Genomic DNA, 23,253 nt, shown 5'->3' with positions numbered 1-23,253 from the left:
AACCCCGCCGAAGAAAGTGAATCCCGCATGACCGATGACCAGTTGTCCAGGACAGCGGAGGCGGCAACGCCAGCTTCCGACGAAGACGAGTTACGGGCCTTCGGCTACGAACCACAGCTCGAACGCTCCATGGGGGCGTGGAGCTCGTTCTCGATCTCCATCTCCTGTATGTGTGTCACCGCAGGCGTTTTCACCACCTTCGCCTACTCGCTGGGGATGGTTGGACCTGTCTTCGTGTGGACATGGCTCATCGTCTCTATCGGCCAACTCCTTGTCGCGTTGGTACTGGCCGAGTTAGCGGGCCGCATGCCGATCAGCGGCTACGCCTATCAATGGACCAGCCGACTGATCAACTCGCACTACGGATGGTTCGTCGGATGGGCCGGATTGATGGCCTTCATCCCCGGCTTCACCGGGCTCAACTTCGGGTTGGCGCCAATACTGTTGAACAGGTTGGGAATCGAGATAACCCCGACGTCGACGCTCACCGTCGTGCTCATCGTGCTTGCGTCCCAGTTGGCCATCAACCTGGCCGGCGTCCGGATCGCCTCACGCATCAACAACGCCGTCGCCTTCACCGTCGAGATCGGCCTCTCCATCATCCTGACCGCGATCCTGCTGATCGTCGGATTCATCACCAACCCGGTTCAGAGCTTCAGCTTCCTAACCACGAGCTCCGTCGCGGAGGGCAACGGCTTCACAACGGCGTTCCTGCTGTCGGGCCTGCTGGCGATGTGGGTTCTGACGGGCTTCGAGGGCGCCGCCGACCTCGCCGAGGAGACGAAGTTGGCCACCCGCCACGTCCCGAAGGCTGTGATCCGCTCACTGCTCTTCGCCGTCGTCGTCGGCTTCTTCATGATCGTCGGCCTGACCATCAACATCGACAACCTCGCGGATACCGTCGGCGCCGACGTTCCGGTGGCACACATCTTGGAGACCGCGCTTGGGACCACTGGCGCAACCATTTTCGAGGCCGTCGCGATGATCGCGCTCTACGCCGGCGGGTTGGCCAACATGGCGGCCGCCAGCCGGTTGATGTTCTCGCTGTCGCGCGACAACATGCTGCCGGGTTCGTCGGTTTTGAAGGCGGTGTCGCCGAAGACGAAGTCGCCGAGTGTAGCGCTGCTGGTGGTGGCCGCGTTCAGCTTGATCCTCGGACTGGTCGGCACGTACGGCTCAACACAGGCCATGGCGCTCATCGTCGGCATGGCGGCGCTCGGCTACTACGCGGTGTATGGGCTGACCGTCATTGCCGTCCTCGTCGCCTCCAAGCGCGGGACACTGCCCACCAAAACGAGTTTCGACCTCGGCGGCCTAGCCGGTCCGGTGCGGATCGCCGCGCTCGTGTGGTGCGCTCTGGTCGTGCTGTGCCTCACCGTTCCTGAGCTGAACCATCAGACCGCACTGACAGCGGGAGTGTTCTTCGTTCTGGCAGGCATCTGGTACGCGGTGATTCTTCGTGGTCGTATCAATCGTGTGCAGGCCGGCGTACCCCAGGGAGGTATCGTCCGGTGAGCCAGACAGTAGACCGCTTCGTCAAGCGGGGATTCCGCAGCGCTGCACCCTACAACGCCGAACATCACGACTTCGCTTGGCAGCACCGTCAACTCGCGAGAATGATGTCCAACGAATGCCCGATCCCGCCGTCCGAGGGAGTCCGGGCGGCGGTGCGGGATGCCTTCGACATCGGACATCTCTACCCTTATTCGGGCAAAGATCTCGTGGCGGCTCTGGCGCGGTACAACTCCGTGCCGCCGGAGTCGATCGTCCTGGGCAACGGTTCGACGGAAGTGCTCGACGTGTTGGTGCGGTTGCTGGTCGGCCCCGGCGACGAGACGATCATCGCGTCGCCCACCTATGCGTTCTTCGAGAGCCAGACGCGTATCAACGGCGGCGTTCCGAAAGCCGTGCCGTTGACGTCCTCGTGGGATCTGGACGTCGAGGCCATGCTCGGCGCCATCACCGACAAAACGACGATCATCTTCCTATGCAGCCCCAACAACCCGACCGGAAAGGGTTGGCGCAGAGACCAGCTCGTGCGCCTGCTTGACACCGGCATCCCCACGGTGGTCGACCAGGCGTACCTTGAGTGCGGCTACGCCGAATCATTCGCACCGCTCGTCGCCGACCATCCGAACCTCGTCATCGCGCGGACCATGTCGAAGGGGTTCGGGCTGGCCGCGTTGCGCGTCGGCTACTTGATCGGCGACCCCGAACTCATCGACATCGTCCAAAGAGTTCGGATTCCATTCAGCATCAGCTTGATGGGGATCTGGGGCTGTCTGCAGGCACTTGCCGAACCGGAAGAGCTGAAGCGGCGACGCGAGTTCATCAGCTCGGAAGCCGATCGGTTGCACGCGGCGATGCAGAAGATGGACGGGGTCGAATCGTATCCCTCCGACGGCAACTTCGTCCTGGCTGACATCTCCGCGAGCGGTCGCTCAGTCTCGGCTGTCGTCGACACACTCCTTGCGGAGGACATCCTGATCAGGGCCATGGGTGCACACGGGCTGAAGGGGTCCCACGTCCGGGTGACGGTCGGGACCATCGAGCAGAACGACCGGTTTCTCAAGCTGTTCGAAGAGCTTCTACTGCCCGTCGGCCAGGTGTAGCTTCTTGAACCGGGGTGAGCGGAGACTTCGATGAGCCCGCACTTCCTGGCGTTCGACATCGGCACCAGCGGCGTGAAGGTCGTGGTGGTCGACGCCGACGGCGCGCTGCTGGACAGCTCCTACCGCGGCTATGGAATTCAGATGGTCGGCGACGCCGGCGTCGAGCAGGATCTCGACCTGATCATCAGGTTGTTGCTGGATGCCGCTGACGAGTTGCTAACACGAGTAACAGGCGCTGGTGACACTTCCGTCTCCATCGATGGGATCAGCGTCACCGCCCAGATGTTCAATCTCGTGGCGGTCGACGAATCAGGCAAGCCGCTGATTCCGATGATCAGCTGGCTCGATCAACGCGCTGAGGGCGCCGCTCGGGCGCTAGCCGAGATCATGCCGCCCAGTGTGCAGTTCAAACGTTTCACCGCGGTCGTATCCGCCAAAGACATCGTGCCGAAGATTCTCTGGCTCCGTGACACTGCGCCCGAGGTGTATGCCCGCACGGCCAAGCTGTTGGACTGCAAGGAAGCTGTCGTCCTGCATCTAACGGGCGTGGCGGTCACCGATCACGCCGGGGCATCGGCCTATCGGCTTTTCGCCCATGACACCCGCGACTGGGACAGCGACGCGTGTGAGGCGGCGGGGATAGATCCCGACAAGCTTCCCGCCGTCCGCGCCGCTACTGACGTGGCCGGTCGGCTCTTGCCCGATATCGCGCATCGACTCGGCTTGCCCGCCGACACCCCGGTGTACGTCGGCGTCGGCGACGTGCCTGCAAGCCAATTGGGCTCTGGCGCAGTCGATCCGGGCGACCTTCACGTCAGCCTCGGCACGGCGGTGTATTTCGGCTTGATGATGTCCGAGCGGCGCGTCGATCCGTGTCACCAACTTGGGGCACTCGCGCACGCCGAGGCCCACCAGTGGATCCTCTGGCTCGAAATCGCCACCGGCGGTGCGGCGCTTGCCTGGGCGGTGCGCATGCTGGGGCTCGGCGATCCCGGCTCGGTGGACTACACACAGGTGGAACAGATGGCGCGGGACAGTGCACACGATATGGATGGCCTGTTGTTCGCGCCCTGGCTCAGCGGAGAGCGCGTACCGGTATTCGACGACGCTGCCCGCGCCTCGTTCGTGGGCCTGAGCTTGCACCACGGACCAGGACACTTCCTGCGCGCCGTCATGGAGGGCGTGGCCTTTCAGATGCGGTGGGCACTGCAGTACGGGCTCGACTACGGAGAGAGGATCAAGAGGATCCGCGCGGTGGGCGGCGGATCGATGGGATCGGTGTGGACTCAGATCATCGCCGACGTCCTGGAGCGTCCGCTGGAAACCATCGCCGCACCGCAGGATGCCGGGGCGATCGGAGCCGCCGCCTGCGCACTGGTAGGGAGCGGGGTCAAGCCCGACTACTCGTTCCTCGCCGACCGGGTGGCGGTTACCCATACCTATCTGCCCGATGCGGGCCGTTCGCGCGAATACTGCGCCCGGTATGCCCAGTACAAACGGCTCTACGACGCCCTCTATCCGATCTATCACAACTCGCGAGATGAGGCTCGACGGTGACACACCGGTGCGTGGTGTTCGACCTCGATGGGGTGCTGGTGATGTCCGAGCACTTGTGGGAGCAGGGCTGGGAATCGGTGTCGGCCGAGCACGGCTACCTATGGCTGTCCGAGGACACCACGACGTGCCAGGGCAAAAGCGTCCCCGAATGGGCCCGCTACGTCAGTCAACGCACCGGCATGGACGAGCAAGCCGCAGCGCAACGCGTCATCGGTGTGGTCGCGGCGGCGTACGACCGCGGCCAGGTTCCGCTCATCGATGGAGCCCTCGAATTGGTGCAGGCTGCCGCGGCGAGAGTCCCGGTAGCGTTGGCCTCGTCGGCGCCCCGCACGATCATCGACCGGGTGATGACGACTACACCCGTCGGCGAGTACTTCCGCGCGACGGTTTCCAGCGCCGAGGTGGCCGCGGGAAAGCCCGCCCCCGACGTCTACCAGGAAGCCGTCGCCAGGTTGGGTGCACGCAGCGCAGGCAGTTATGCGGTGGAGGACTCGAGCAACGGCATCCGGGCCGCCGCAGCCGCCGGGCTCACAGTTCTGGGCATGGAGCACCCTGCGTACCCGGTGGATCGCGACGCTTCAGGCCGCGCGGCCGGCGTCTACCACAGCCTCGAAGACGTCACCGCCGTGCTGGTGGGTTTCCTCGACGAACGCTAGCTCGTCACCCCACCACACGGGGCCATGGTAGGACTGCTGCCATGACCTCGGTCGCAAATGATCTCGCCCTCGCGTTGGAGATGGCCGACGCCGCCGACGCACTGACCCTGGACCGGTTCGGTGCACTCGATCTACGTGTCGACACCAAACCCGACCTGACGCCGGTCACCGACGCCGACCAATCAGCCGAAGAGCTGTTGCGCTCGGCGCTCGCCGCGCATCGACCCGACGATTCGGTTTTCGGCGAAGAGCTCGGTGGCACACCCGCTTTCAGCGGTAGGCAGTGGGTGCTCGATCCGATCGACGGCACGAAGAACTACGTCCGCGGGGTTCCGGTGTGGTGCACGCTGATCGCTCTGCTCGTCGACGGCGCCCCCGTCGTCGGCGTCGTCAGCGCCCCCGCGCTCGGACGCCGGTGGTGGGCAGGCGCTGGCGAAGGCGCGTTCACCTCCTTCGGCGATGCGAAGCGGCGCATCTCGGTCTCCGGAGTCGATGACCTCGCCTCGGCCAGCCTGTCCTTCTCCGACCTCACCGGGTGGGGTGACCGCCGATCGCGTTTCCTCGACCTCACCGACGAGGTCTGGCGGGTACGCGCCTACGGCGATTTCTGGTCCCACTGCCTGGTGGCCGAGGGTGCCGTCGACATCGCGATCGAACCCGACCTCCATCCGTGGGACCTCGCCCCTCTTGACATCCTTGTGAGGGAGGCGGGCGGCACGTTCACGAATTTCCACGGCGATCCGGGCCCACACGGCGTCAGCGCGGTTTCGACCAACGGATTGCTGCACGATACGGTGCTGGCCAGGCTCAACGGGATGTGAACCAGTTAACATTTCACTTCTATCTTACTCCGGAGTAAGATAGGCTCAAGGCACTGCCTGTCATCGGCACTGGCCCTACTGAGCGAGGCTGCACACAAATGACCAACACAATCGACCGCAACTCCGCGCGCGCACCGAAGAAGAACGGGCGGGAGAGCGCCGTCGGAGCCCATAAGCACAAGCGAACCCCCACCGATATCGGCTTGGCGTTGATCACGCCCATCGTCGGTCAGGAGTTCCTGGACAAGCACAACCTGCGCGATCCGCTCAACCGCGGACTGAAATACGGCGTGAAACAGGTCTTCTCGGTCGTCGGCGCCACCAACCGCCAGTTCAAGAAGGTGTCCGGCGGCAAGGGCGGCCCGACGCGCCTCAAGGCGAGCGGAGCCGACTACTTCGACCTGACGCCGGACGACGACCAGAGGATGATCGTCGAAACCGTCAGCGAGTTCGCCGAAGAGGTTCTCCGGCCCGCCTCCCGCGACGCCGACGAAAACGCAAGCTACCCGGCGGATCTCATCGCGAAGGCAAACGAACTGGGCATCACCGCGATCAATATCCCCGAGGATTTCGACGGGATCGCCGAACACCGTGGCGCCGTGACGAACTCGTTGGTCGCCGAGGCGCTCGCCTACGGGGACATGGGATTGGCGCTGCCGATCCTGGCGCCCGCAGGTGTCGCGTCGGCCCTCACCCATTGGGGCAGCGCCGACCAGCAGTCCACCTATCTCACCGAGTTCGCCGGCGAGAACGTGCCCCAGGCCTGCCTGGCGATCGCCGAACCGCGCCCGCTGTTCGACCCGACCGCGTTGAAGACGACCGCTGTCCGCACGCCAAGCGGATACCGCCTCGACGGCGTCAAGTCGTTGGTGGTGGCCGCCAAGGAAGCTGAATTGCTGATTGTGGCAGCCCAATTGAACGGCAAGCCCGCGCTGTTCATCGTCGAATCTTCGGCGAAGGGCCTTACCGTCCAAGCCGACCCGAGCATGGGAATCCGCGCCGCGGCGCTCGGCCGGGTCAAGCTCGACAACGTGACCGTGCCGCTGTCCGCCCGTCTCGGTGAGGAGGCCGCGACCGACGAGGACTACTCGGAGGCCATTGCGCTGTCACGGCTCGGCTGGGCTTCGCTGGCCGTCGGCACCGCCCATGCGGTGCTCGACCACGTCATCCCTTACGTCAAGGAACGGCAGGCGTTCGGTGAACCGATCGCCCACCGCCAGTCGGTCGCGTTCATGTGCGCCAACATCGCGATCGAGCTCGACGGTCTACGGCTGATCACATGGCGCGGTGCGTCGCGGGCCGATCAAGGTTTGTCGTTCACACGCGAGGCGGCACTGGCCAAAAGGCTCGGCACCGACAAGGGCATGCAGATCGGGCTTGACGGCGTGCAGCTGCTCGGCGGCCACGGCTACACCAAGGAACATCCCGTCGAACGCTGGTATCGCGACCTGCGCGCAATAGGCGTCGCCGAGGGCGTCGTAGTCATCTAGGTAAGTCATCGAGACAACGGAAAGACTTTCATGGCAATCAATCTGGAAATGCCGCGCAAGCTGAACGCGGTGATCGAGAAGGCGCATCAGGGCGCGGCCGAGATGCTGCGGCCGATCTCCCGCAAATGGGATCTCCGCGAGCACGAGTACCCCGTCGAGCTGGATACCCTGGCCACCCTCTTCGAGGGCATCTCGGAAGCGAATTTCGTCCCGTTCGCGGGGGCCGAGGCATTCCGCGACGGGGAAGCCGCCAAGGAGACCAACCACAACGGCGGCAACATGTCGGCCGTCGTCAACGTGATCGAGATCAGCTGGGGCGACGTCGCTTTGATGCTCTCGGTGCCCCGCCAGGGCCTCGGCAACGCGGCGATCAGCGGGGTGGCCACCAACGAACAGCTGGACCGGCTCGGCAAGGATGTGTGGGCCGCGATGGCCATCACCGAACCCGGCTTCGGCTCCGACTCGGCCGCGGTCTCGACGACTGCGAAGGTCGACGGCGACGAATACGTGATCAACGGCGAGAAGATCTTCGTCACCGCCGGATCGCGCGCCACGCACATCGTGGTGTGGGCGACGCTGGACAAGTCGTTGGGCCGCGCGGCGATCAAGTCGTTCATCGTGCCGCGAGAGCATCCCGGGGTGACGGTCGAGCGTCTCGAGGACAAGCTCGGCATCAAGGCATCCGACACCGCCGTCATCCGCTTCGACAACGTGCGTATCCCGAAGGACAACCTTCTCGGCAGCCCCGACATCCAGGTGGAGAAGGGCTTCGCCGGCGTCATGGAGACCTTCGACAACACCCGTCCCGTCGTCGCGGGGATGGCGGTCGGCATCGCGCGCGCCGCCCTCGAGGAACTGCGAAAGATCCTCGAAGCCGCCGGCGTGGAGATCTCCTACGACAAGCCCGCACACGTCCAGAGCGCCGCAGCCGCGGAGTTCCTTCGCATGGAGGCCGACTGGGAGGCCGGATATCTGCTGACGGTGCGTTCCGCGTGGCAGGCCGACAACGACATTCCGAACTCTAAGGAAGCGTCGATGGGCAAGGCCAAGGCGGCCCGGGTGGCTACCGATATCACCCTGAAGGCCGTCGAAATGGCAGGCACGACAGGCTATTCCGAGGAGACGCTGCTGGAGAAGTGGGCGCGCGACTCCAAGATCCTGGACATCTTCGAGGGAACGCAACAGATTCAGCAGTTGGTGGTGGCGCGCAGGCTGCTCGGCCTGTCGTCGGCCGAACTGAAGTAGCCAAGGTGGCCGCGACGTAATGTCGTGGCATGAACAACTTCGCCGCCCTGGTCGCCCGCAAGAACGACGATCGCATCGACTGCGCTGTCGAAACCATGGCGGAGTCCGACCTGCCCGCCGGTGATGTGACGATCCGGGTGGCCTACTCCAGCGTCAACTACAAGGACGCGCTGGCTGTGACGCCCAACGGCGGGGTGGTGCGCGACTATCCGATCGTGCCGGGCATCGACCTGACCGGCGAGGTGGTCGAGTCCCAGTCGCCCGATTTCGCCGTCGGCGACGCCGTGCTGGCCCACGGCTACGAGATCGGCACCGCCCGCAACGGCGGCTACGCCGAATACGCACGACTCCCGGCGGACTGGGTGGTCCCACTCGGCTCGCTGAGCCCCCGCGACGGGGCCGCTATCGGGACGGCGGGCTTCACGGCCGCGATGAGCGTGCAGGCGCTGATCGACTGGGGTATCACGCCAGACGACGGTCCGATCGTGGTGACGGGTGCGACGGGCGGCGTCGGGACGGTCAGCATCGACCTGCTGGCCGCGGCGGGCTACGAGGTGGTGGCGTCGACGGGTAAAGCGGACGCCGCCGACCGGCTCAAGGCGCTTGGCGCCGCCGACGTCATCGGCCGTCTGCCAGAGGATCCGGACGCCAAGCCCCGCCCGCTGGCCAAGACCCGCTGGGCAGGCGCCGTCGACTGCGTCGGCGGCAAGACCCTTGCAGATGTTCTCAGCACACTGAAGTACGGCGGAGCGGTCGCGGCCAGCGGACTGACCGGAGGAGCCGGGCTGAGCACCACCGTGATGCCGTTCATCCTGCGAGGAGTCTCGCTGTTGGGCATGGACTCGGTGCTGATGCCGATCGGGCCGCGCCGCGACCTGTGGGAGAAGCTGGGCGATTCGCTTTATCCGCAACATCTTTCGGACATCACCAACGAGGTCGACATCTCAGACGTCGTCGGCGTCCTCGACGAGATACGCGAGGGCCGCTACTCGGGTCGGGCCGTGGTCCGGGTCGCCGGAGGTTTCTAGATGCGCTCGTCGATTCTCATCGGCGTGTACACCATCGCGATCGTCACCGCACCGGCCGCGGTGGCAGATCCAGCCGGCGGCAACTCGGGTTACGAACCCTACGGTGACGGCGTGCCCACTATCGTCTCCGGTGGGCCCGCACCGACGATGAACGGCGTGCCCTGTGTCGCAGGCCATCTCGGCACGTGCATCGCCATGGCGCAAAACCAATCCCCGCCGAGGAGACCCTCGACGGGGATTGGTCACAGTCCAACGATCAGGCGCTGAAGCAGTTTTGCTGCTCGCGTCCGCAGCTACCCGAGGTACTTCTCCATATCGGGCTTCATCTGCTGCAGCTGCGCGCCCCAGTACTCCCAGCTGTGTGTGCCGTAGTTCGGGAAGTTGAACACGGCGTTCTTTCCGCCCGCGGCGATGTAGTTGTCGCGGAAGGTTTCGTTGGTCCGGATGGTCAGACCCTCGAGGAACGTCGCGGGCAGGTTGGCGCCACCCAGTTCATTGGGCGTGCCGTTGCCGCAGTACACCCAGAGGCGAGTGTTATTGGCCACCAGCGCCGGTATTTGCACCATCGGGTCGTTTCGCTGCCACGCCGGATCGGACTGAGGCCCCCACATCGGATCGGTCGAGTAGCCGCCCGCGTCGCCCATCGCCAGGTTGATCAGGCCGGGCCACTGACCCTCGGACGGGTTGAGGAACGCCGACAACGAACCGGCGTAGATGAACATCTCCGGGTGGTAGACGGACAGGATCATCGCGGAGTTGCCCGACATCGAAAGGCCCACCGACGCATTGCCGTTCGTGGAGACACCCTTGTTGGACGACAGCCACTGAGGCAGCTCGGCAGTCAGGAAGGTCTCCCACTTATAGGTCTGGCAGCCGTCCTTGCCACACGCAGGCTGATACCAGTCGGTGTAGAAGCTCGACTGACCCCCGACGGGCATGATGACCGATAGCGGGCTCTGGTAGAACCACTCGAACGCCTGGGTCTCGAGATCCCAGCCGTTGTAGTCGTCGCGGGCGCGCAGTCCGTCGAGGAGGAGCACTGAATGCGACCCGGTGCCCTTCTGGAACTGGATCTTGATGTCCTTGCCCATCGACGCGGACGGAACCATCAGGTATTCGACGGGCAGCCCGGGACGGGAGAAGGCGCCCGCCGTAGCCGATTGCCCTACGAACCCGACGATTCCGGGTAGCAGGAGCGCCGCAAAAGCGGCGACAGTGATCCTGCGCGCCCAACGGCCTCGGATTTTGTCAACGAACGTCATGTCTGCAGTCCATCCATCTTTCGGTTGTCGCGTAACGCCTACACCCCGCGAGCGAACTTCGCTCCGGCATCGCAGCACGGTCTTCACTGCTCTGCCTCGCCCGCTCGGCTCAGTCGGTGTCGACCAAAGAGCGGACCGAGTGCTATCAGTTGTGCGCTGTTGAGTAAAACATGCGACCAATGCAGGAGAAACCCCAGCGGTCACCCTGTGCCCTATTCGTAAGCGAAATTTATCGTGACGCCAGAGTCAATTTAGGCTCGTCCGGCGGGTGCGGACGGGGCCATCCGCCGTATCGTGATCTCGATGACCATCGAGCGCGCGGGGCCTGCCACCAGTCGGTTGACTGTCGATGACTGGGTCCAGGCCGGCTTCGCGATCCTGGCCGAAGAAGGCACAACAGCGCTGAAAATAGACCGCCTCTGCAGTCGCCTATCGGTCACAAAGGGCAGCTTCTACTGGCATTTCACCGACATCGCCGGTTATCGCGCGACGCTTATCGACGCGTGGGGCGAATTGCGCGACGGCGACCGCCGCCATTTCGCCGACATGGCCGCCGTCCCGCCCCGGGAACGGCTCACGCAAATGATGTCGTCGTTGTTGAACACCAGGCACTGGACGCTCGAGCGGGCCATGCGCGAGTGGGCCAGAACCGACGATGCGGTTGCCGCAAGCGTGCGGGCGGCCGATCAACGCGTCCTCGACGCCGTCAGGCAGGCATTCATGGACGACGGTTTCGATCACGACGACGCCGACCTGCGCGCCAACGCCACGTTTGCCGCCGGCATCGGGTTCCTGCACCTATCCGGGCAAACCCCACACCCCAGCGGGGCGCGCAGGCGGGAGCGCTTCATCGACCTCATGTTGACGCGCTGAGCGCGTCTTCCATACCAAAAAGTATGGTACGTTCGCGGCCATGACCGCGGCGAAGGCCACAGCACCGGACGTCAGCCCAGAATTCGTCGCAAGCCTCGCCGACCGTGCACAGGAAGCCGAGCGGCTGCGCAGGCTGCCCAGTGCCACCGTCGACGACTTCATCGCCTCTGGACTGCCCGAACTACTCGTGCCCGCGCGCTACGGCGGCCTACAGGCACCGTGGTCGGCAATTCTCGACCCGGTGCGCCGGATGGCCCACGGATGCGCATCAAGCGCATGGACGCTGGGCTTCTACACCCTGCACAACTGGATGATGGCGCTGTTCGGCGAGGAAGCCCAGCAAGAGGCGTTCGCGACGCGCCCCTTTCTCGCACCCGCTCCCCTTGCGCCGACCGGACGCGGGATACCCGTCGACGGCGGCATCCGGCTGTCGGGGCGGTGGTCATGGGCCACCGGCGTCATGCACGGCAACTGGATCATCGTCGGGGCGCTCTGCGGGCCGGACGACAGCATCTACCCGGCGCTGGCGCTGCTGCCGATCAGCGACGCAGCCGTCGAGGACGTGTGGCACACCGACGGCATGTGCGCCACCGGTTCCAACGACGTCGTCATCACCGACGCGTTCGTGCCCGCCCACCGGCTGGTCCGGGTCACCGACATCTACAAGGGCACCGCGCCCGGCGCCGCGGTGCACGACGCCGACACCTACCGCTGGCCCATGGTGCCTGCGCTGGCGCTGTTGGCCGCGATGCCCGCCCTCGGCAGCGCCGAGCGCGCCGCCGACATCTACGCCGAGCGCCTGTCACAACGCGTACTCGCATATGAGGGCATCACGCAGAGGGACAAACCGATGGCGCAGAGTCACCTCAGCGAGGCTCGGGTGCGGCTGCGGGCGCTGCGCGGGCTGCTCGCCGACACCGTCGGCCAGGTCGAAATCCTGGTCGCCGCGGGCGATCCCGTACCTCGGCCGGTGCGCGCTGAGGCGCGGCTCGCTGCCGCCCACATCGTGGTTGAGTCGCGGGTCGTCATATCTCGTCTGCTCGGTGCGTCCGGCGCCGGCGCTCACTTCCTTGACAACCCGCTGCAGCGGATCAAGCGCGACGTCGACGTGCTCGCCGGTCACGTGGTGTTCGACTACGACACCAGCCGCGAGCTCTCCGGAGCGTTGATACTGGGACTCGAAATTCCGCGAACCGCAATGGTGTGAGAAAGGGGCCACCATGGCCGACGATCTTCGTGACCGCATCACCAACCTGATCCAGAGGCGAGTGGCCAACCCGCTGATGCGGCGACTGCCCATCCAGACGCTGCTCGAGACGACCGGACGGAAGTCGGGTGAGCCGCGCCGCACCCCGCTCGGCGGCAGCAAGGTCGGCAACGAGTTCTGGTTCGTGTCCGAGTTCGGCGAGAACTCGCAATACGTGAAGAACATCAAGGCCAACCCGAACGTGCGGGTCAGGCTGCGCGGCCGCTGGCACAACGGCACCGCCCATTTGGTGCCCGACGACGACCCGCACGAACGGCTGCGCTCGTTACCGCAGTTCAACAGCTTCGGCGTGCGCACCTTCGGCACGAACCTGCTCAGCATCCGGGTCGACTTGACCGACTGAGACGTTGACGCGGGCGCTCCCGAAAAACTAACGTCAGATTTACTTTTTCGCCGCACCCTTCCGTAGGAGCATCATGGAATCGTTCGTTCACCTGCGAAAAGGCACCACGCCTCGGCGGCTGCACGCCGACCTCAACGGTTTGAAGGACGACGAACTCGGCCGCGGTGGGTTCACTGGCCGCACGGCCAACATGTACCGCCGCAACGATCCGACCGCCTACCGCAGCGCCGGCCCGCTGCGACCCGTCGACGTGCTGTCAAGCGAGCTGAAGCCCGGCGACGCCACCGACGCCGCCGGCGGACCCATGCTGCTGTTCTCCAATCCCGACTGCCAGGTCCTGTTGTCGCGACGCAGCGAGCCGATGCCGTTCTTCGTCCGCTACGTCGACGGGGACCTGCTGTGCTTCGTGCACAAGGGCGCCGGGCTGCTCGAGACCGAGTTCGGCCCGTTGCGCTACCGCGAAGGCGACTGGGTGTACATCCCGAAGGCGTGCACCTTCCGCCAAGTGCCCGACAGCGAGTCGACGCTGCTGATGATCCAGGCCACCGACGAATTGCGGGTGCCCCCGCCTGGCACGCTCGGAAGGCACTTCCCGTTCGACCCGTCCCAGATCGTCATCCCCGATCCCGTGCCGATGGACACCCCTCCCCCATCCGGTGCAGAGACCTACCAGGTGCGGCTCATCCACTCCCCGATCGGTGGAGTCGGGACGACCTCTCTTTATTACGAACATCATCCGCTCGACGTGGAGGGCTGGCGCGGCGACAACTTCGCCTTCACCTTCAACATCGCCGACTACAACGTGGTGACCTCCGACAGCGTGCACCTGCCGCCGACCGTGCACCTGTTCATGGAGGCCACCGGTGTCTACGTGATGAACTTCCTGCCCAAACCCGCCGAAAGTGTGCCGGGCACCGAGCGCATACCCTGGTATCACCGCAACGTCGACTACGACGAGATCGCGTTCTTCCACGCCGGCTCGCTCTACGGTATCCCGATGCCGCCCGGCCTGATTTCGCATGCGCCGCAAGGCGTTCACCACGGCGCACCCGAGAAGGCACGCGAGCGGGCGCGCCGCAAGTTCGACGACTACGACAGGGTGGACTGGTCGGTGATCGCCATCGACACCCGACGAAGGCTGGTGCCGTCCGACGACGTTCTGGCCAACGATTTGGGGCAACACTGATGACGACGGCTGAGGCACCCGTCAAGTACGAGTACGAACGCATTCCGTATCTCGTTGCCTACCAGAACACTTCGGCGGTGCGCGACGTCTACGGCGGTGTCGCCGAACTGGTCGTGCTCGAGAGCTATCTGCTCAAGCCCAAGACGGCGACGTCCGACACCGTGCTGATGTTCATGCACCCCATCGGCGGCGGTGCCTACCTGCCGATGATCAACGCGCTGGCGCGCGCAGGCCACCACGTCATCTACTGCAACAGCCGGTTTCGCGGCACCGACTCGGCGTTGCTGATGGAGAAGGTCGTCGAGGATCTCGGCGAAGCGATCAAGGACGCCAAGAACCGGCTGGGGTATTCGAAGGTCGTTCTGGCGGGCTGGAGCGGAGGCGGTTCGCTTTCGGTGTTCTACCAGCAGCAGGCGCAGAATCCGACGGTCACCGCGAGCCCGTCGGGTGACGGCCCTGATCTGACGAAGCTCGGACTCATCCCCGCCGACGCGATCATGCTGCTCGCCGCGCACGTCAGCCGCCACGGCACCATGACCGAATGGCTGGACGCGTCGATCCTCGATGAGTCCGACCCGTCCAGGCGCGACCCCGAATTGGACCTCTACAACCCCGACAACCCCAACCAGCCGCCATACACGGCCGAATTCCTCGACCGCTACCGCGCAGCGCAGATCGCGCGAAACCGGCGAATCACCAAGTGGGTCAAGGAGAAACTCGCCGAGCTGAGGTCAAGCGGGCGCCCCGACGACGAGTTCGGTTTCGTCGTGCACGGCACCATGGCCGACCCGCGCTGGCTGGACCCGACCGTCGATCCGAACGAACGCGCCCCCCGCACCTGCTACCTCGGTGATCCTGCGGTGGTGAACAACAGCCCCGTCGGGCTGGCCCGGTTCTGCACGCTGCGCAGCTGGCTGTCGCAGTGGAGCTACGACGACGCCAACGGCGACGCGGTCGAGTGCGGCCCCGACATCGCCGTGCCGACGCTGGTGATCGGCAACCTGGCCGACGACGCCTGCACACCAAGCCACACCCGCCGGCTGTTCGAGGCGATCGGGCATCCTGACAAGGAGATGCACGAAATCCCAGGCGCCAACCACTACTACTCCGGCCCCGAACAACGCGGGACGCTGCGCCAAGCCGTCGGCATCTGCACGGGCTGGCTGCACCGGCACGGGTTCTCGCAATGACGACGGGTCCGCTGGACGGCATTCGCGTCATCGAGGTCGGCACCCTGATCTCGGGGCCGTTCGCGGGCCGGCTGCTCGGCGATATGGGTGCCGAAGTCATCAAGATCGAGCCGCCGGGGGCGCCGGACCCGCTGCGCACCTGGGGGCAAGCCGAGCTCGACGGCCACCACTTCTTCTGGACGGTGCACGCGCGCAACAAGAAGGCCGTCACGCTGAACCTGCGCGAGCCCGCGGGCCGTGACATCTTCCTCGACCTCGTGGAGCGCTCCGACATCATCGTCGAGAACTTCCGGCCCGGCACGCTGGAGAAGTGGGGACTGGGCTACGACACGCTGAGGGCCCGCAACAAGGGCATCATCCTGGTTCGGGTCTCCGGCTACGGCCAGACCGGGCCGGAGGCACACAAGGCCGGATACGCCTCGGTCGCCGAGGCCGCCAGTGGACTGCGGCACATGAACGGATTTCCCGGCGGGCCGCCGCCGCGGCTCGCGCTCTCGCTCGGCGACAGCCTGGCGGGCATGTTCGCCGCCCAGGGCGCGATGGCCGCGTTGTACCGGCGCACCGTCACCGGTGAGGGCCAGATCGTCGACGCCGCATTGACCGAATCCTGCCTGGCCGTGCAGGAGTCGACGATTCCCGACTACGACGTCGGCGGTGTGGTCCGCGGCCCGTCCGGCACGCGCCTCGAGGGCATAGCGCCCTCGAACATCTACCGCAGCGCCGACGGCAGCTGGGTGGTCATCGCCGCCAACCAGGACACCGTGTTCCGGCGGCTGTGCGCGGCGATGGGCCGGCCCGAGTTGGCCACCGACGACCGGTTCGCCAATCACGTTGCGCGCGGCCGTAATCAGGACGAGCTGGACAAGATCATCGGCGACTGGGCGTGCGAGCGTAGCCCCGACGACATCATCTCCACCCTGTCGGAAGCGGGGGTGATCAGCGGCCCGATCAACACCGTTGCCGAGGTCGTGAAGGATCCGCAGCTGCGCGCGCGCGGCATGATCGCCGAGCACTTCGACGAACGGATCGGCCGAAACGTGCTGGGACCCGGTGTGGTGCCGGTACTCACGGAGAGCCCGGGAACCATCCGCAACGCGGGTTCGGCCCGGCCCGGCCAGCACAACGACGAGGTATACCAGGGGCTGCTCGGCAGGACCGAAGCCGAGCTGGCGGCGCTCGAGGAAAGGGGCGTGATATGAGCGAGCTACCGGCACATGTCGACATTCGCGACGTCTCGCTGCGCGACGGCTTGCAGATCGAAGATCCAATCCCGTTGGCCGCCAAGCTCGAACTGCTTGCCGCGATCGCGGCCACCGGGGTGCGGGAGATGGAGGCGACGGCGTTCGTCTCGCCGTCGAAGGTGCCCGCGCTCGCCGATGCGGCCGAGCTTGCCGCAGAACTCGCGAACTTCGACGGCATCGAGTTCTCCGCCCTCGTCGCCAGCCCGAACGGAGCCAAGCGGGCGATCGCGGCGGGCCTGGGGTCCATCGAGTACGTGGTGTCGGCCGCCGACGGCCACAGCAGGTCGAATGTCGGACGCTCCACTGCGGCGTCAACCGCGCTGATAGGTGAGATCATCGCCATCGCCCACGACAGCGGCGCTTCGGTGGAGGTCATCATCGCCACCGCATGGGACTGCCCGTTCGACGGGCCGACGCCCCCGCAGCGGGTGCTCGACATCGTGAAGGTGGCCACGAACAGCGATGTCGACCGGCTGGCGATCGCCGACACCATCGGCACCACGACACCGCGCCGCGTGACCGACCTGGTCGGCCAGGTTCGGCCGCTGATCGCCGACATTCCGCTCGGCGCACACTTCCACAACACCCGCGGCGCGGGCCTCGCCAGCGCCTACGCCGCGGTGACGGCCGGTGTCACGCGGCTCGACGCGTCGGCGGGCGGACTGGGCGGGTGCCCGTTCGCGCCAGGAGCGAGCGGTAACATCGCCACCGAGGACCTGGTGTACCTGCTGCGGGACAGCGGAATTCACGTCGATGTCGACCTGAAGGCCGCGATCGCCGCTGCGGGCGTGGCGCAGCGTGTCGTCGGCCATGAGCTCCCCAGCGCGCTGCTGCGGGCCGGCGATCGTCTCCTCGGCGAGTAGCCCGTGCCGGTCGAGACGCTGACTCCGAAGGGGCGCCAAACTCGGCACGCCATCGAGCAGGCGGCGAGAAAGTTGTTCGCCGAGCACGGCTTTCACGGCACCACGCTGGCCGACATCACGTCGGCGGCCGGCAAGTCACCCGCGTCGTTCTACCGCTACTACGCCGACAAGGAAGACCTGCTGGCCGCACTGGCCGAGTCCTTCCTGCGCGACATCGTGACACCGTCCGGGCTGAGCCTGCACCTGCCGGACGCGCCAGAGGACAGCGAGTTCTTCACGTCGGTGGTCACCGGCTACTGGAACATGTTCAAGCAGAACATCGGGATCATGATCGCGGTCGCCCAGCTGGCCGCGACACAGCAGCGATTCGCGCGCGTCCAGAACGAGTTCCGGCGCTTCGGCATGGACATCGTCGCCGCATCCGTGCGGCGCGCACAGGAGCAGGGCCACGGCACCGAACTCGATCCCGACCACACGGCGGCCGCCATCGCGCTGTTGTTCGAGAACTTCACCACCGTGGTTGTCGGGCCGTCGAGCCTTGGCCTCGAGATCAGCGACAAGGACGCGATCGCGACGCTCTCGACGATCTGGAAGAAGACGTTGTACGGGTTCTGACGACGACGAAGGAGATCACCGTGGATTTCGCTCTCCCCGAACACCTTCCCGGCCTGCTGGCCGAGATGGATGAGTTCATCGAGGCGGAGATCAAACCGCTGGAACGCGAAAACATGCAGTACTTCGACCAGCGTCGCGAGTACGCCCGCACGGACTGGGACAACGGGGGCATCCCGCGGCGGGAGTGGGAGGACCTGCTCGGCGAGATGCGAAAGCGCGCCGACGCGGCGGGCTGGCTGCGCTACGGTCTGCCGTCGCAGTTCGGAGGCCGCGACGGCACCAATATCGACATGGCGGTGATCCGGGAGTACCTGGCGCACAAGGGCCTCGGGCTGCACAACGACCTGCAGGACGAGTCGTCGATCGTCGGCAACTTCCCTCAGGTCATCATGATGGACCGGTTCGGCACCGAGACGCAAAGGCGGGAGTGGACGCAGGCCCTGATCACCGGTGAACGCTCGATGGCGTTCGGGCTCACCGAACCGAACCACGGCTCCGACGCCACCTGGCTGGAGACGCGGGCGGTTCTGGACGGCGACGAGTGGGTGATCAACGGCGCCAAGCGCTGGAACACCGGCGTGCACAGGGCCACCCACGACCTGGTGTTCGCACGCACGTCGGGTGAGCCGGGACAGGCCCGCGGCATCACCGCCTTTCTGGTGCCGACGGACGCGCCAGGGTTCACCGTTCCGTTCTACTGGTGGACGTTCAACATGCCGACCGACCATGGCGAGGTCGAGCTCAAGGATGTCCGGGTGCCCGCCGACGCCGTGCTCGGCGAGGTGGACCGCGGCCTGGAGGTCGGTCAGACATTCCTGCACGAGAACAGGATTCGGCAGGCGGCGAGCAGCCTCGGCGCCGGGCAGTACTGCATCGACCGCGCGGTCGCGTATGCAGGAGACCGCAAGGTGTTCGGCAAGCCGCTCTCGGTCAATCAGGCGGTGCAGTGGCCACTGGTGGAGCTGCAGACCGAGGCCCAGATGGTGCGGCTGCTGGTCTATTACGCGGCAACCCAGCTGGACGGCAACCACCACATGGAGGTGTCGGACAAGGTGTCGATGGCGAACTACCGAGCCAACCGGCTGGTGTGCGAGGCCGCCGATCGGGCGATGCAGGTGTTCGGCGGCGTCGGCTACAGCAGACACGAGCCCTTCGAGCACATTTACCGTCACCACCGCCGCTACCGGATCACCGAGGGCGCAGAGGAGATCCAGATCCGACGGGTGGCCCAGCGACTCTTCGGTTTCGGTCGCAAGTGAAACAGCAGCTGGCAGAAGTTCTTCGGCCGGTCATCGGCGAGGTGAGCATCGAAAACCTCACCACCCTGACCGGCGGCGCGAGCCGCACCACGTGGGCGTTCGACGCGGTCGGCAACGACGGCAGGCAGGCCCTGATCCTGCGCACCGGACCACCCGACGAGTTGCATGCGGGCATGGAGCTGGAGGCAAGCGTCCAGCGGCGCGCGGCGGCCGCAGGGGCACCGGTCCCCCACATCCTGGCGGCCGATAATTCGCCTGCGGCGCTGGGCAATCCATACCTCATCTGCAACGCGATCGCGGGTGAGACGATCGTGCGGCGGATACATCGCAGCCTGGATGACGCCGGACGCGACCGGCTGCTGCGGCAGTGCGCGCAGGCGCTGGCCGCTATCCACCGCGCCGACCCGGACGGGATCGGCCTGACGCAGACCGAACAGCTGACCGAGTGGCGCGACCGGCTCGACGAGATGGGCGACACCACGGCGACCTTCGAGTGGGCGTTTCGCTGGCTGGCCGCCAACCGGCCTGCGCCGACGCCGCCGCGGCTGGTGCACGGCGATTTCCGGATGGGCAACCTGATCGTCGACGAGTCCGGCCTTGCCGCCGTGCTGGACTGGGAACTCGTGCACATCGGCGAGATCTATGAGGACCTGGCCTGGTTCTGCATCAGGGCATGGCGCTTCAACGCACCGGAGGCGCTCGGCGCGGGGGGCCTCGGCAGCGTGGAGAGCTTCCTGTGTGCCTACGAGGAGGCCGCGGGTGTGGACCTCGACCGCGATGCGTTCCGTTGGTGGCTGACGGTGGCCACACTGCGCTGGGGCGTCATCTGCCGGTTCCAGGCCGAGCGCCATCTGTCGGGCCAGACCCCTTCGGTCGAGCTGGCCGCCATCGGCCGCCGGATCAGCGAAACCGAATGGGATGTGCTGGACCTGCTCGAGGGAGGCGCGGACGCGAGGAGCATGAAGGGAGGCGGCCCGAAATGAGCTCGCTCTACGGGCGGCCGACGGCCGCCGAACTCGTCGCGGCCGTCGCCGACTTCCTGGACAACGACGTGCGCAACGCGACCGACGGGCAGGTGTCGTTCCATGCGCGCGTCGCCGCCAACGTCCTGCGGACCGTCGAGCGCGAACTGCTCGACCAGACCGCCGCACCCGACCTTCTGGGATATCCGGACGAAACCCGGTTGGCGGCCGCCATCCGGGCAGGCGAGCTCGATGGTCGAGCAGGCGAGGTGCTGCCGTGCCTACGCGCCCTCGTACGTCACCGCGTCACCATCGACCACCCTGGGTATGACCAAACGACATGACTATGCCGGCGTCGAATTCTGCGTCAGGGTTGTTGATTCTCCTCCGCAATCACGACCCTGGTGCAGAAATCGGGGACCGTCGATGCTTCACCGACATCGCAGCGTCAGAATCGGCGAGCCCTAGCCAGCCAAGCGGGCTCATCGACGCGGGTGCCGATCGGCAGCCCGATGGCGTCGGTGTGCACCTCGGTGACGACACCGCGATACGTCGCCGGCTCAAGCGCCTCCAGCTCCCATCCGTCGGCGAACGCGTCCCGGATCGTCTCGCCGCTGACTTCGGGCCCGAAGCCGCGGCCCTGATCGGACAGCGCCAGCACATGCACCGTGCCGCCCGGCCGGCACGCGTTGTGCAGGCTGGCGACGTATTTCGGGCGGTCGGCGTCGTCGAAGATGTGGAACAGCGCGCTGTCGACGATGGTGTCGTAGCGCGGCTCGCCGGGAAGGTTCATCGCGTCGGCGACCTCGAATCGCGCGACAACACCCTTGGCCTCGGCATTGCGGCGGGCCTGCTCGACGGCCGCAGGCGCGAAGTCGATGCCGAGCACGTCGTAGCCGAGCCCGGTGAGCAGGATCGTGTGTTCACCGGTTCCGCAGCCGACGTCGAGCACCTTTCCGCGGATCAGCCCACCTTTTTCGAGCTCGACGACCGCGGGTTGCGGTTCACCGATCACCCACGGCGGGGTCGTGGTCTTGTAGAACTCATCGAAACGAGAGATGGCGGGTGTCGTATCCATGACTGACAGTGTTCTACCTCAACCGAACTTGAGGTCAACCGTCGCCGACCTCGCAGAGCGGCTTTTCGCCGCCATCGAGAGGGGCGATGCCGGCGCCGTCGAGGCGCTCTGGGACGACGAAGTCCTGGTGTGGAAATCCGCCGAACCCGAAGACCAGACCAAGAAACGGGCCCTGCGGGTGATCTTCTGGTTCATGGACACCACCACCGAACGCCGTTACGAGATCCTGGACCGCCAGTATTTCGACGGCGGATTCGTCCAGCAGCACGTGCTGCACGCGACCGGACGCAACGGCGGATCGATCTCGATGCGGGTCTGCATCGTCATTAAGGTGGGGGGCAACGGGTTGATCAGCCGCATCGACGAATATTTCGACCCGGCCGCGATCGCCCCGCTGCTCGATTCGACGAACTGACGAAGGAGAGTGACATGGCGAGCCTCAGCGAGTTTCTCAGTGATCCCGCATCGACGGGGACATGGACAGTCGTCGCCGATCAATCCACCATTGCGGTGAAGTCCAAGTCGATGTGGGGTGTCGTGCCCGTAAAGGGCCGCTTCACCGAGTTCAGCGGCAACGGCGAAATCACCGCTCCCCAAACGGTTTCCGGCCGCATCGACATCAAGGCAGCGTCGTTGCGCACCGGGATACGAAAGCGCGACGAACACCTGCACTCCGCCGATTTCTTCGAGGCCGAGAAGTTTCCCGACATCAGCGTGCTCGTCACGGGCGCGGACCCCATCGACGCCGACACCATAGGTCTGCGTGCGGAACTGACGATCAAGGGCACGACGAAACCCCTCGAGCTGAAGACCAAGGTGACTCCGGTCGGCGACGGCGGAATGCGGCTCACCACGCAGGCAACCGTCAACCGCCAGGACTTCGAGGTCGACGGCAACATGATGGGGATGATCGGCGACAACGCGACGATCTCGGGCGACGTGGTATTCCGCCGCACCTCGACTTAGCGGGTGCGTGGTCTAGCATCTGGCGCATGCCCGAATCATCTCGGCCGCTGCGCATCCTCGTCTACAGCGACAATCCGAGGACTCGCGAGCAGGTCCGGTTGGCACTTGGTAAGCGCGTGCATCCGGACCTGCCCGAGCTGACCTACCTCGACGTGGCGACCGGCCCGATGGTGATCGAGCAGATGGACGAGGGCGGATTCGACCTCGCCATCCTCGACGGTGAGGCCAGCCCCTTTGGGGGGATGGGAATAGCCAAGCAGCTCAAGGACGAGATCGACGACTGCCCGCCGATCCTGGTGCTCACGGGGCGCCCGGACGACGCCTGGCTGGCCAACTGGTCACGTGCCGAGGCCGCCGTTCCCCACCCGATCGACCCCATCCGATTGGGCGAGGCCGTCGCGTCTCTGCTACGCGCGCCCGCGCAGTAGCCGTCACGCCAAATCTGGTGCCGCCGTTGGTTCTTCGCGGCACGGCAAAGCCAGCGGTTGGCAACCTGAACTGATACTAACCCCGGGTTGCAGCCTGCATTCAAAACACCGCTAGGCTGTGGGTCAGCTCACATCGGAAAGCCCACGAGGGAGCGGTCACACCTGCATGAATCTGTACCTGCCCATCCTGGTACTCGGCGCGATTGCCGCTGGGTTTGCCGTGTTCTCGGTCGTGGCCGCGCTGCTTGGCGGGCCGCGGCGCTACAACCGCGCCAAGCTGGAGGCCTATGAGTGCGGTATCGAGCCGTTGC

The 23,253-nt window shown here is 65.8% G+C and carries 25 protein-coding genes and 1 pseudogene; 24 read left to right on the top strand and 2 right to left on the bottom strand.

Annotated features, from left to right (window positions below; all coding sequences use genetic code 11):
- Positions 1-27 precede the first annotated feature (27 nt).
- The 9 genes from D6M19_RS05460 to D6M19_RS05420 all read left to right on the top strand — a co-directional run bounded on the left by D6M19_RS05460 (position 28) and on the right by D6M19_RS05420 (position 9,676).
- Positions 28-1,515 (top strand): amino acid permease, encoded by a 1,488-nt coding sequence (locus D6M19_RS05460; protein ID WP_123024186.1) that lies wholly within the window; start codon positions 28-30, stop codon positions 1,513-1,515.
- Positions 1,512-2,612 carry a histidinol-phosphate transaminase gene (gene hisC, locus D6M19_RS05455; protein ID WP_164478338.1) on the top strand — a complete coding sequence of 367 codons (1,101 nt, stop codon included), beginning with the start codon at positions 1,512-1,514 and terminating at the stop codon, positions 2,610-2,612. Before D6M19_RS05460 ends, hisC begins: the two co-directional genes overlap by 4 nt.
- 30 nt (positions 2,613-2,642) lie before the next feature.
- Positions 2,643-4,169 carry a xylulokinase gene (locus D6M19_RS05450; protein ID WP_123024184.1) on the top strand — a complete coding sequence of 509 codons (1,527 nt, stop codon included), beginning with the start codon at positions 2,643-2,645 and terminating at the stop codon, positions 4,167-4,169.
- Complete coding sequence (locus tag D6M19_RS05445; RefSeq protein ID WP_123024183.1) at positions 4,166-4,825, top strand: HAD family hydrolase; 660 nt, start codon at positions 4,166-4,168, stop codon at positions 4,823-4,825. Before D6M19_RS05450 ends, D6M19_RS05445 begins: the two co-directional genes overlap by 4 nt.
- A gap of 41 nt (positions 4,826-4,866) precedes the next feature.
- Positions 4,867-5,646 (top strand): histidinol-phosphatase, encoded by a 780-nt coding sequence (gene hisN / locus D6M19_RS05440; protein ID WP_123024182.1) that lies wholly within the window; start codon positions 4,867-4,869, stop codon positions 5,644-5,646.
- A 98-nt stretch (positions 5,647-5,744) separates the two neighbouring features.
- On the top strand, positions 5,745-7,136 hold the full coding sequence (locus D6M19_RS05435; RefSeq protein ID WP_123024181.1) for an acyl-CoA dehydrogenase family protein: 1,392 nt from the start codon (positions 5,745-5,747) through the stop codon (positions 7,134-7,136).
- Positions 7,137-7,166: 30 nt separating this feature from the next.
- Complete coding sequence (locus D6M19_RS05430; RefSeq protein ID WP_123024180.1) at positions 7,167-8,381, top strand: acyl-CoA dehydrogenase family protein; 1,215 nt, start codon at positions 7,167-7,169, stop codon at positions 8,379-8,381.
- Between the two features lie 29 nt (positions 8,382-8,410).
- A complete protein-coding gene (locus D6M19_RS05425; protein WP_123024179.1) occupies positions 8,411-9,409 on the top strand; it encodes an oxidoreductase in 999 nt (332 codons plus the stop codon).
- On the top strand, positions 9,410-9,676 hold the full coding sequence (locus D6M19_RS05420) for a hypothetical protein (RefSeq protein WP_123024178.1): 267 nt from the start codon (positions 9,410-9,412) through the stop codon (positions 9,674-9,676).
- A gap of 26 nt (positions 9,677-9,702) precedes the next feature.
- Here the strand turns inward: D6M19_RS05420 and D6M19_RS05415 are convergent, their stop codons facing one another.
- Positions 9,703-10,671: an esterase family protein gene (locus D6M19_RS05415; RefSeq protein ID WP_123024177.1), complete on the bottom strand. Its 969-nt coding sequence runs from the start codon at positions 10,669-10,671 to the stop codon at positions 9,703-9,705.
- Between the two features lie 303 nt (positions 10,672-10,974).
- Between D6M19_RS05415 and D6M19_RS05410 the strand changes: the two genes are divergently transcribed.
- The 11 genes from D6M19_RS05410 (at position 10,975) to D6M19_RS05360 (ending at position 20,814) form a co-directional block, all read left to right on the top strand.
- Positions 10,975-11,544, top strand: coding sequence for a TetR/AcrR family transcriptional regulator (locus D6M19_RS05410; RefSeq protein ID WP_206428459.1), 570 nt, complete (start codon positions 10,975-10,977; stop codon positions 11,542-11,544).
- A gap of 40 nt (positions 11,545-11,584) precedes the next feature.
- The gene (locus tag D6M19_RS05405; RefSeq protein WP_123024176.1) at positions 11,585-12,751 is read left to right on the top strand and encodes an acyl-CoA dehydrogenase family protein; all 1,167 of its coding nucleotides are present in this window, start codon (positions 11,585-11,587) and stop codon (positions 12,749-12,751) included.
- 13 nt (positions 12,752-12,764) lie between these two features.
- Positions 12,765-13,154 carry a nitroreductase/quinone reductase family protein gene (locus tag D6M19_RS05400; protein ID WP_123024175.1) on the top strand — a complete coding sequence of 130 codons (390 nt, stop codon included), beginning with the start codon at positions 12,765-12,767 and terminating at the stop codon, positions 13,152-13,154.
- A 73-nt stretch (positions 13,155-13,227) separates the two neighbouring features.
- On the top strand, positions 13,228-14,340 hold the full coding sequence (locus D6M19_RS05395; RefSeq protein WP_123024174.1) for a homogentisate 1,2-dioxygenase: 1,113 nt from the start codon (positions 13,228-13,230) through the stop codon (positions 14,338-14,340).
- Positions 14,340-15,530 (top strand): alpha/beta hydrolase family protein, encoded by a 1,191-nt coding sequence (locus tag D6M19_RS05390; RefSeq protein ID WP_164478337.1) that lies wholly within the window; start codon positions 14,340-14,342, stop codon positions 15,528-15,530. Before D6M19_RS05395 ends, D6M19_RS05390 begins: the two co-directional genes overlap by 1 nt.
- Positions 15,527-16,729 carry a CaiB/BaiF CoA transferase family protein gene (locus D6M19_RS05385; RefSeq protein ID WP_123024173.1) on the top strand — a complete coding sequence of 401 codons (1,203 nt, stop codon included), beginning with the start codon at positions 15,527-15,529 and terminating at the stop codon, positions 16,727-16,729. Before D6M19_RS05390 ends, D6M19_RS05385 begins: the two co-directional genes overlap by 4 nt.
- Positions 16,726-17,634 (top strand): hydroxymethylglutaryl-CoA lyase, encoded by a 909-nt coding sequence (locus tag D6M19_RS05380; protein ID WP_123024172.1) that lies wholly within the window; start codon positions 16,726-16,728, stop codon positions 17,632-17,634. Before D6M19_RS05385 ends, D6M19_RS05380 begins: the two co-directional genes overlap by 4 nt.
- A 3-nt stretch (positions 17,635-17,637) precedes the next feature.
- Positions 17,638-18,249 (top strand): TetR/AcrR family transcriptional regulator, encoded by a 612-nt coding sequence (locus D6M19_RS05375; protein WP_123024171.1) that lies wholly within the window; start codon positions 17,638-17,640, stop codon positions 18,247-18,249.
- A gap of 20 nt (positions 18,250-18,269) precedes the next feature.
- A complete protein-coding gene (locus tag D6M19_RS05370; protein WP_123024170.1) occupies positions 18,270-19,508 on the top strand; it encodes an acyl-CoA dehydrogenase family protein in 1,239 nt (412 codons plus the stop codon).
- Entirely contained in the window at positions 19,505-20,491 is a 987-nt protein-coding gene (locus tag D6M19_RS05365; protein ID WP_123024169.1) for a phosphotransferase family protein, read from the top strand. Before D6M19_RS05370 ends, D6M19_RS05365 begins: the two co-directional genes overlap by 4 nt.
- Entirely contained in the window at positions 20,488-20,814 is a 327-nt protein-coding gene (locus tag D6M19_RS05360; protein ID WP_123024168.1) for a DUF6285 domain-containing protein, read from the top strand. The genes D6M19_RS05365 and D6M19_RS05360 overlap by 4 nt, the downstream gene beginning before the upstream one ends.
- Before the next feature lie 104 nt (positions 20,815-20,918).
- Here the strand turns inward: D6M19_RS05360 and D6M19_RS05355 are convergent, their stop codons facing one another.
- Positions 20,919-21,548, bottom strand: coding sequence for a class I SAM-dependent methyltransferase (locus D6M19_RS05355; RefSeq protein ID WP_123024167.1), 630 nt, complete (start codon positions 21,546-21,548; stop codon positions 20,919-20,921).
- Here D6M19_RS05355 and D6M19_RS05350 point away from each other — a divergent pair.
- The 4 genes and pseudogenes from D6M19_RS05350 to D6M19_RS05335 form a co-directional block, all read left to right on the top strand.
- The gene (locus tag D6M19_RS05350; RefSeq protein WP_123024166.1) at positions 21,547-21,963 is read left to right on the top strand and encodes a nuclear transport factor 2 family protein; all 417 of its coding nucleotides are present in this window, start codon (positions 21,547-21,549) and stop codon (positions 21,961-21,963) included. The genes D6M19_RS05355 and D6M19_RS05350 overlap by 2 nt on opposite strands.
- A gap of 14 nt (positions 21,964-21,977) precedes the next feature.
- Positions 21,978-22,514 carry a YceI family protein gene (locus tag D6M19_RS05345; protein ID WP_123024165.1) on the top strand — a complete coding sequence of 179 codons (537 nt, stop codon included), beginning with the start codon at positions 21,978-21,980 and terminating at the stop codon, positions 22,512-22,514.
- Between the two features lie 26 nt (positions 22,515-22,540).
- On the top strand, positions 22,541-22,942 hold the full coding sequence (locus tag D6M19_RS05340) for an Rv3143 family two-component system response regulator (protein ID WP_123024164.1): 402 nt from the start codon (positions 22,541-22,543) through the stop codon (positions 22,940-22,942).
- A gap of 166 nt (positions 22,943-23,108) precedes the next feature.
- Positions 23,109-23,253: pseudogene (locus D6M19_RS05335) on the top strand (NADH-quinone oxidoreductase subunit A); the annotation flags it as partial.

This window comes from Mycolicibacterium stellerae, from assembly GCF_003719305.1.
Lineage (GTDB): Bacteria > Actinomycetota > Actinomycetes > Mycobacteriales > Mycobacteriaceae > Mycobacterium > Mycobacterium stellerae.
The sequence above is the reverse complement of the archived record's forward strand: the minus strand, read 5'-3'. Positions and strand labels throughout refer to the sequence as shown.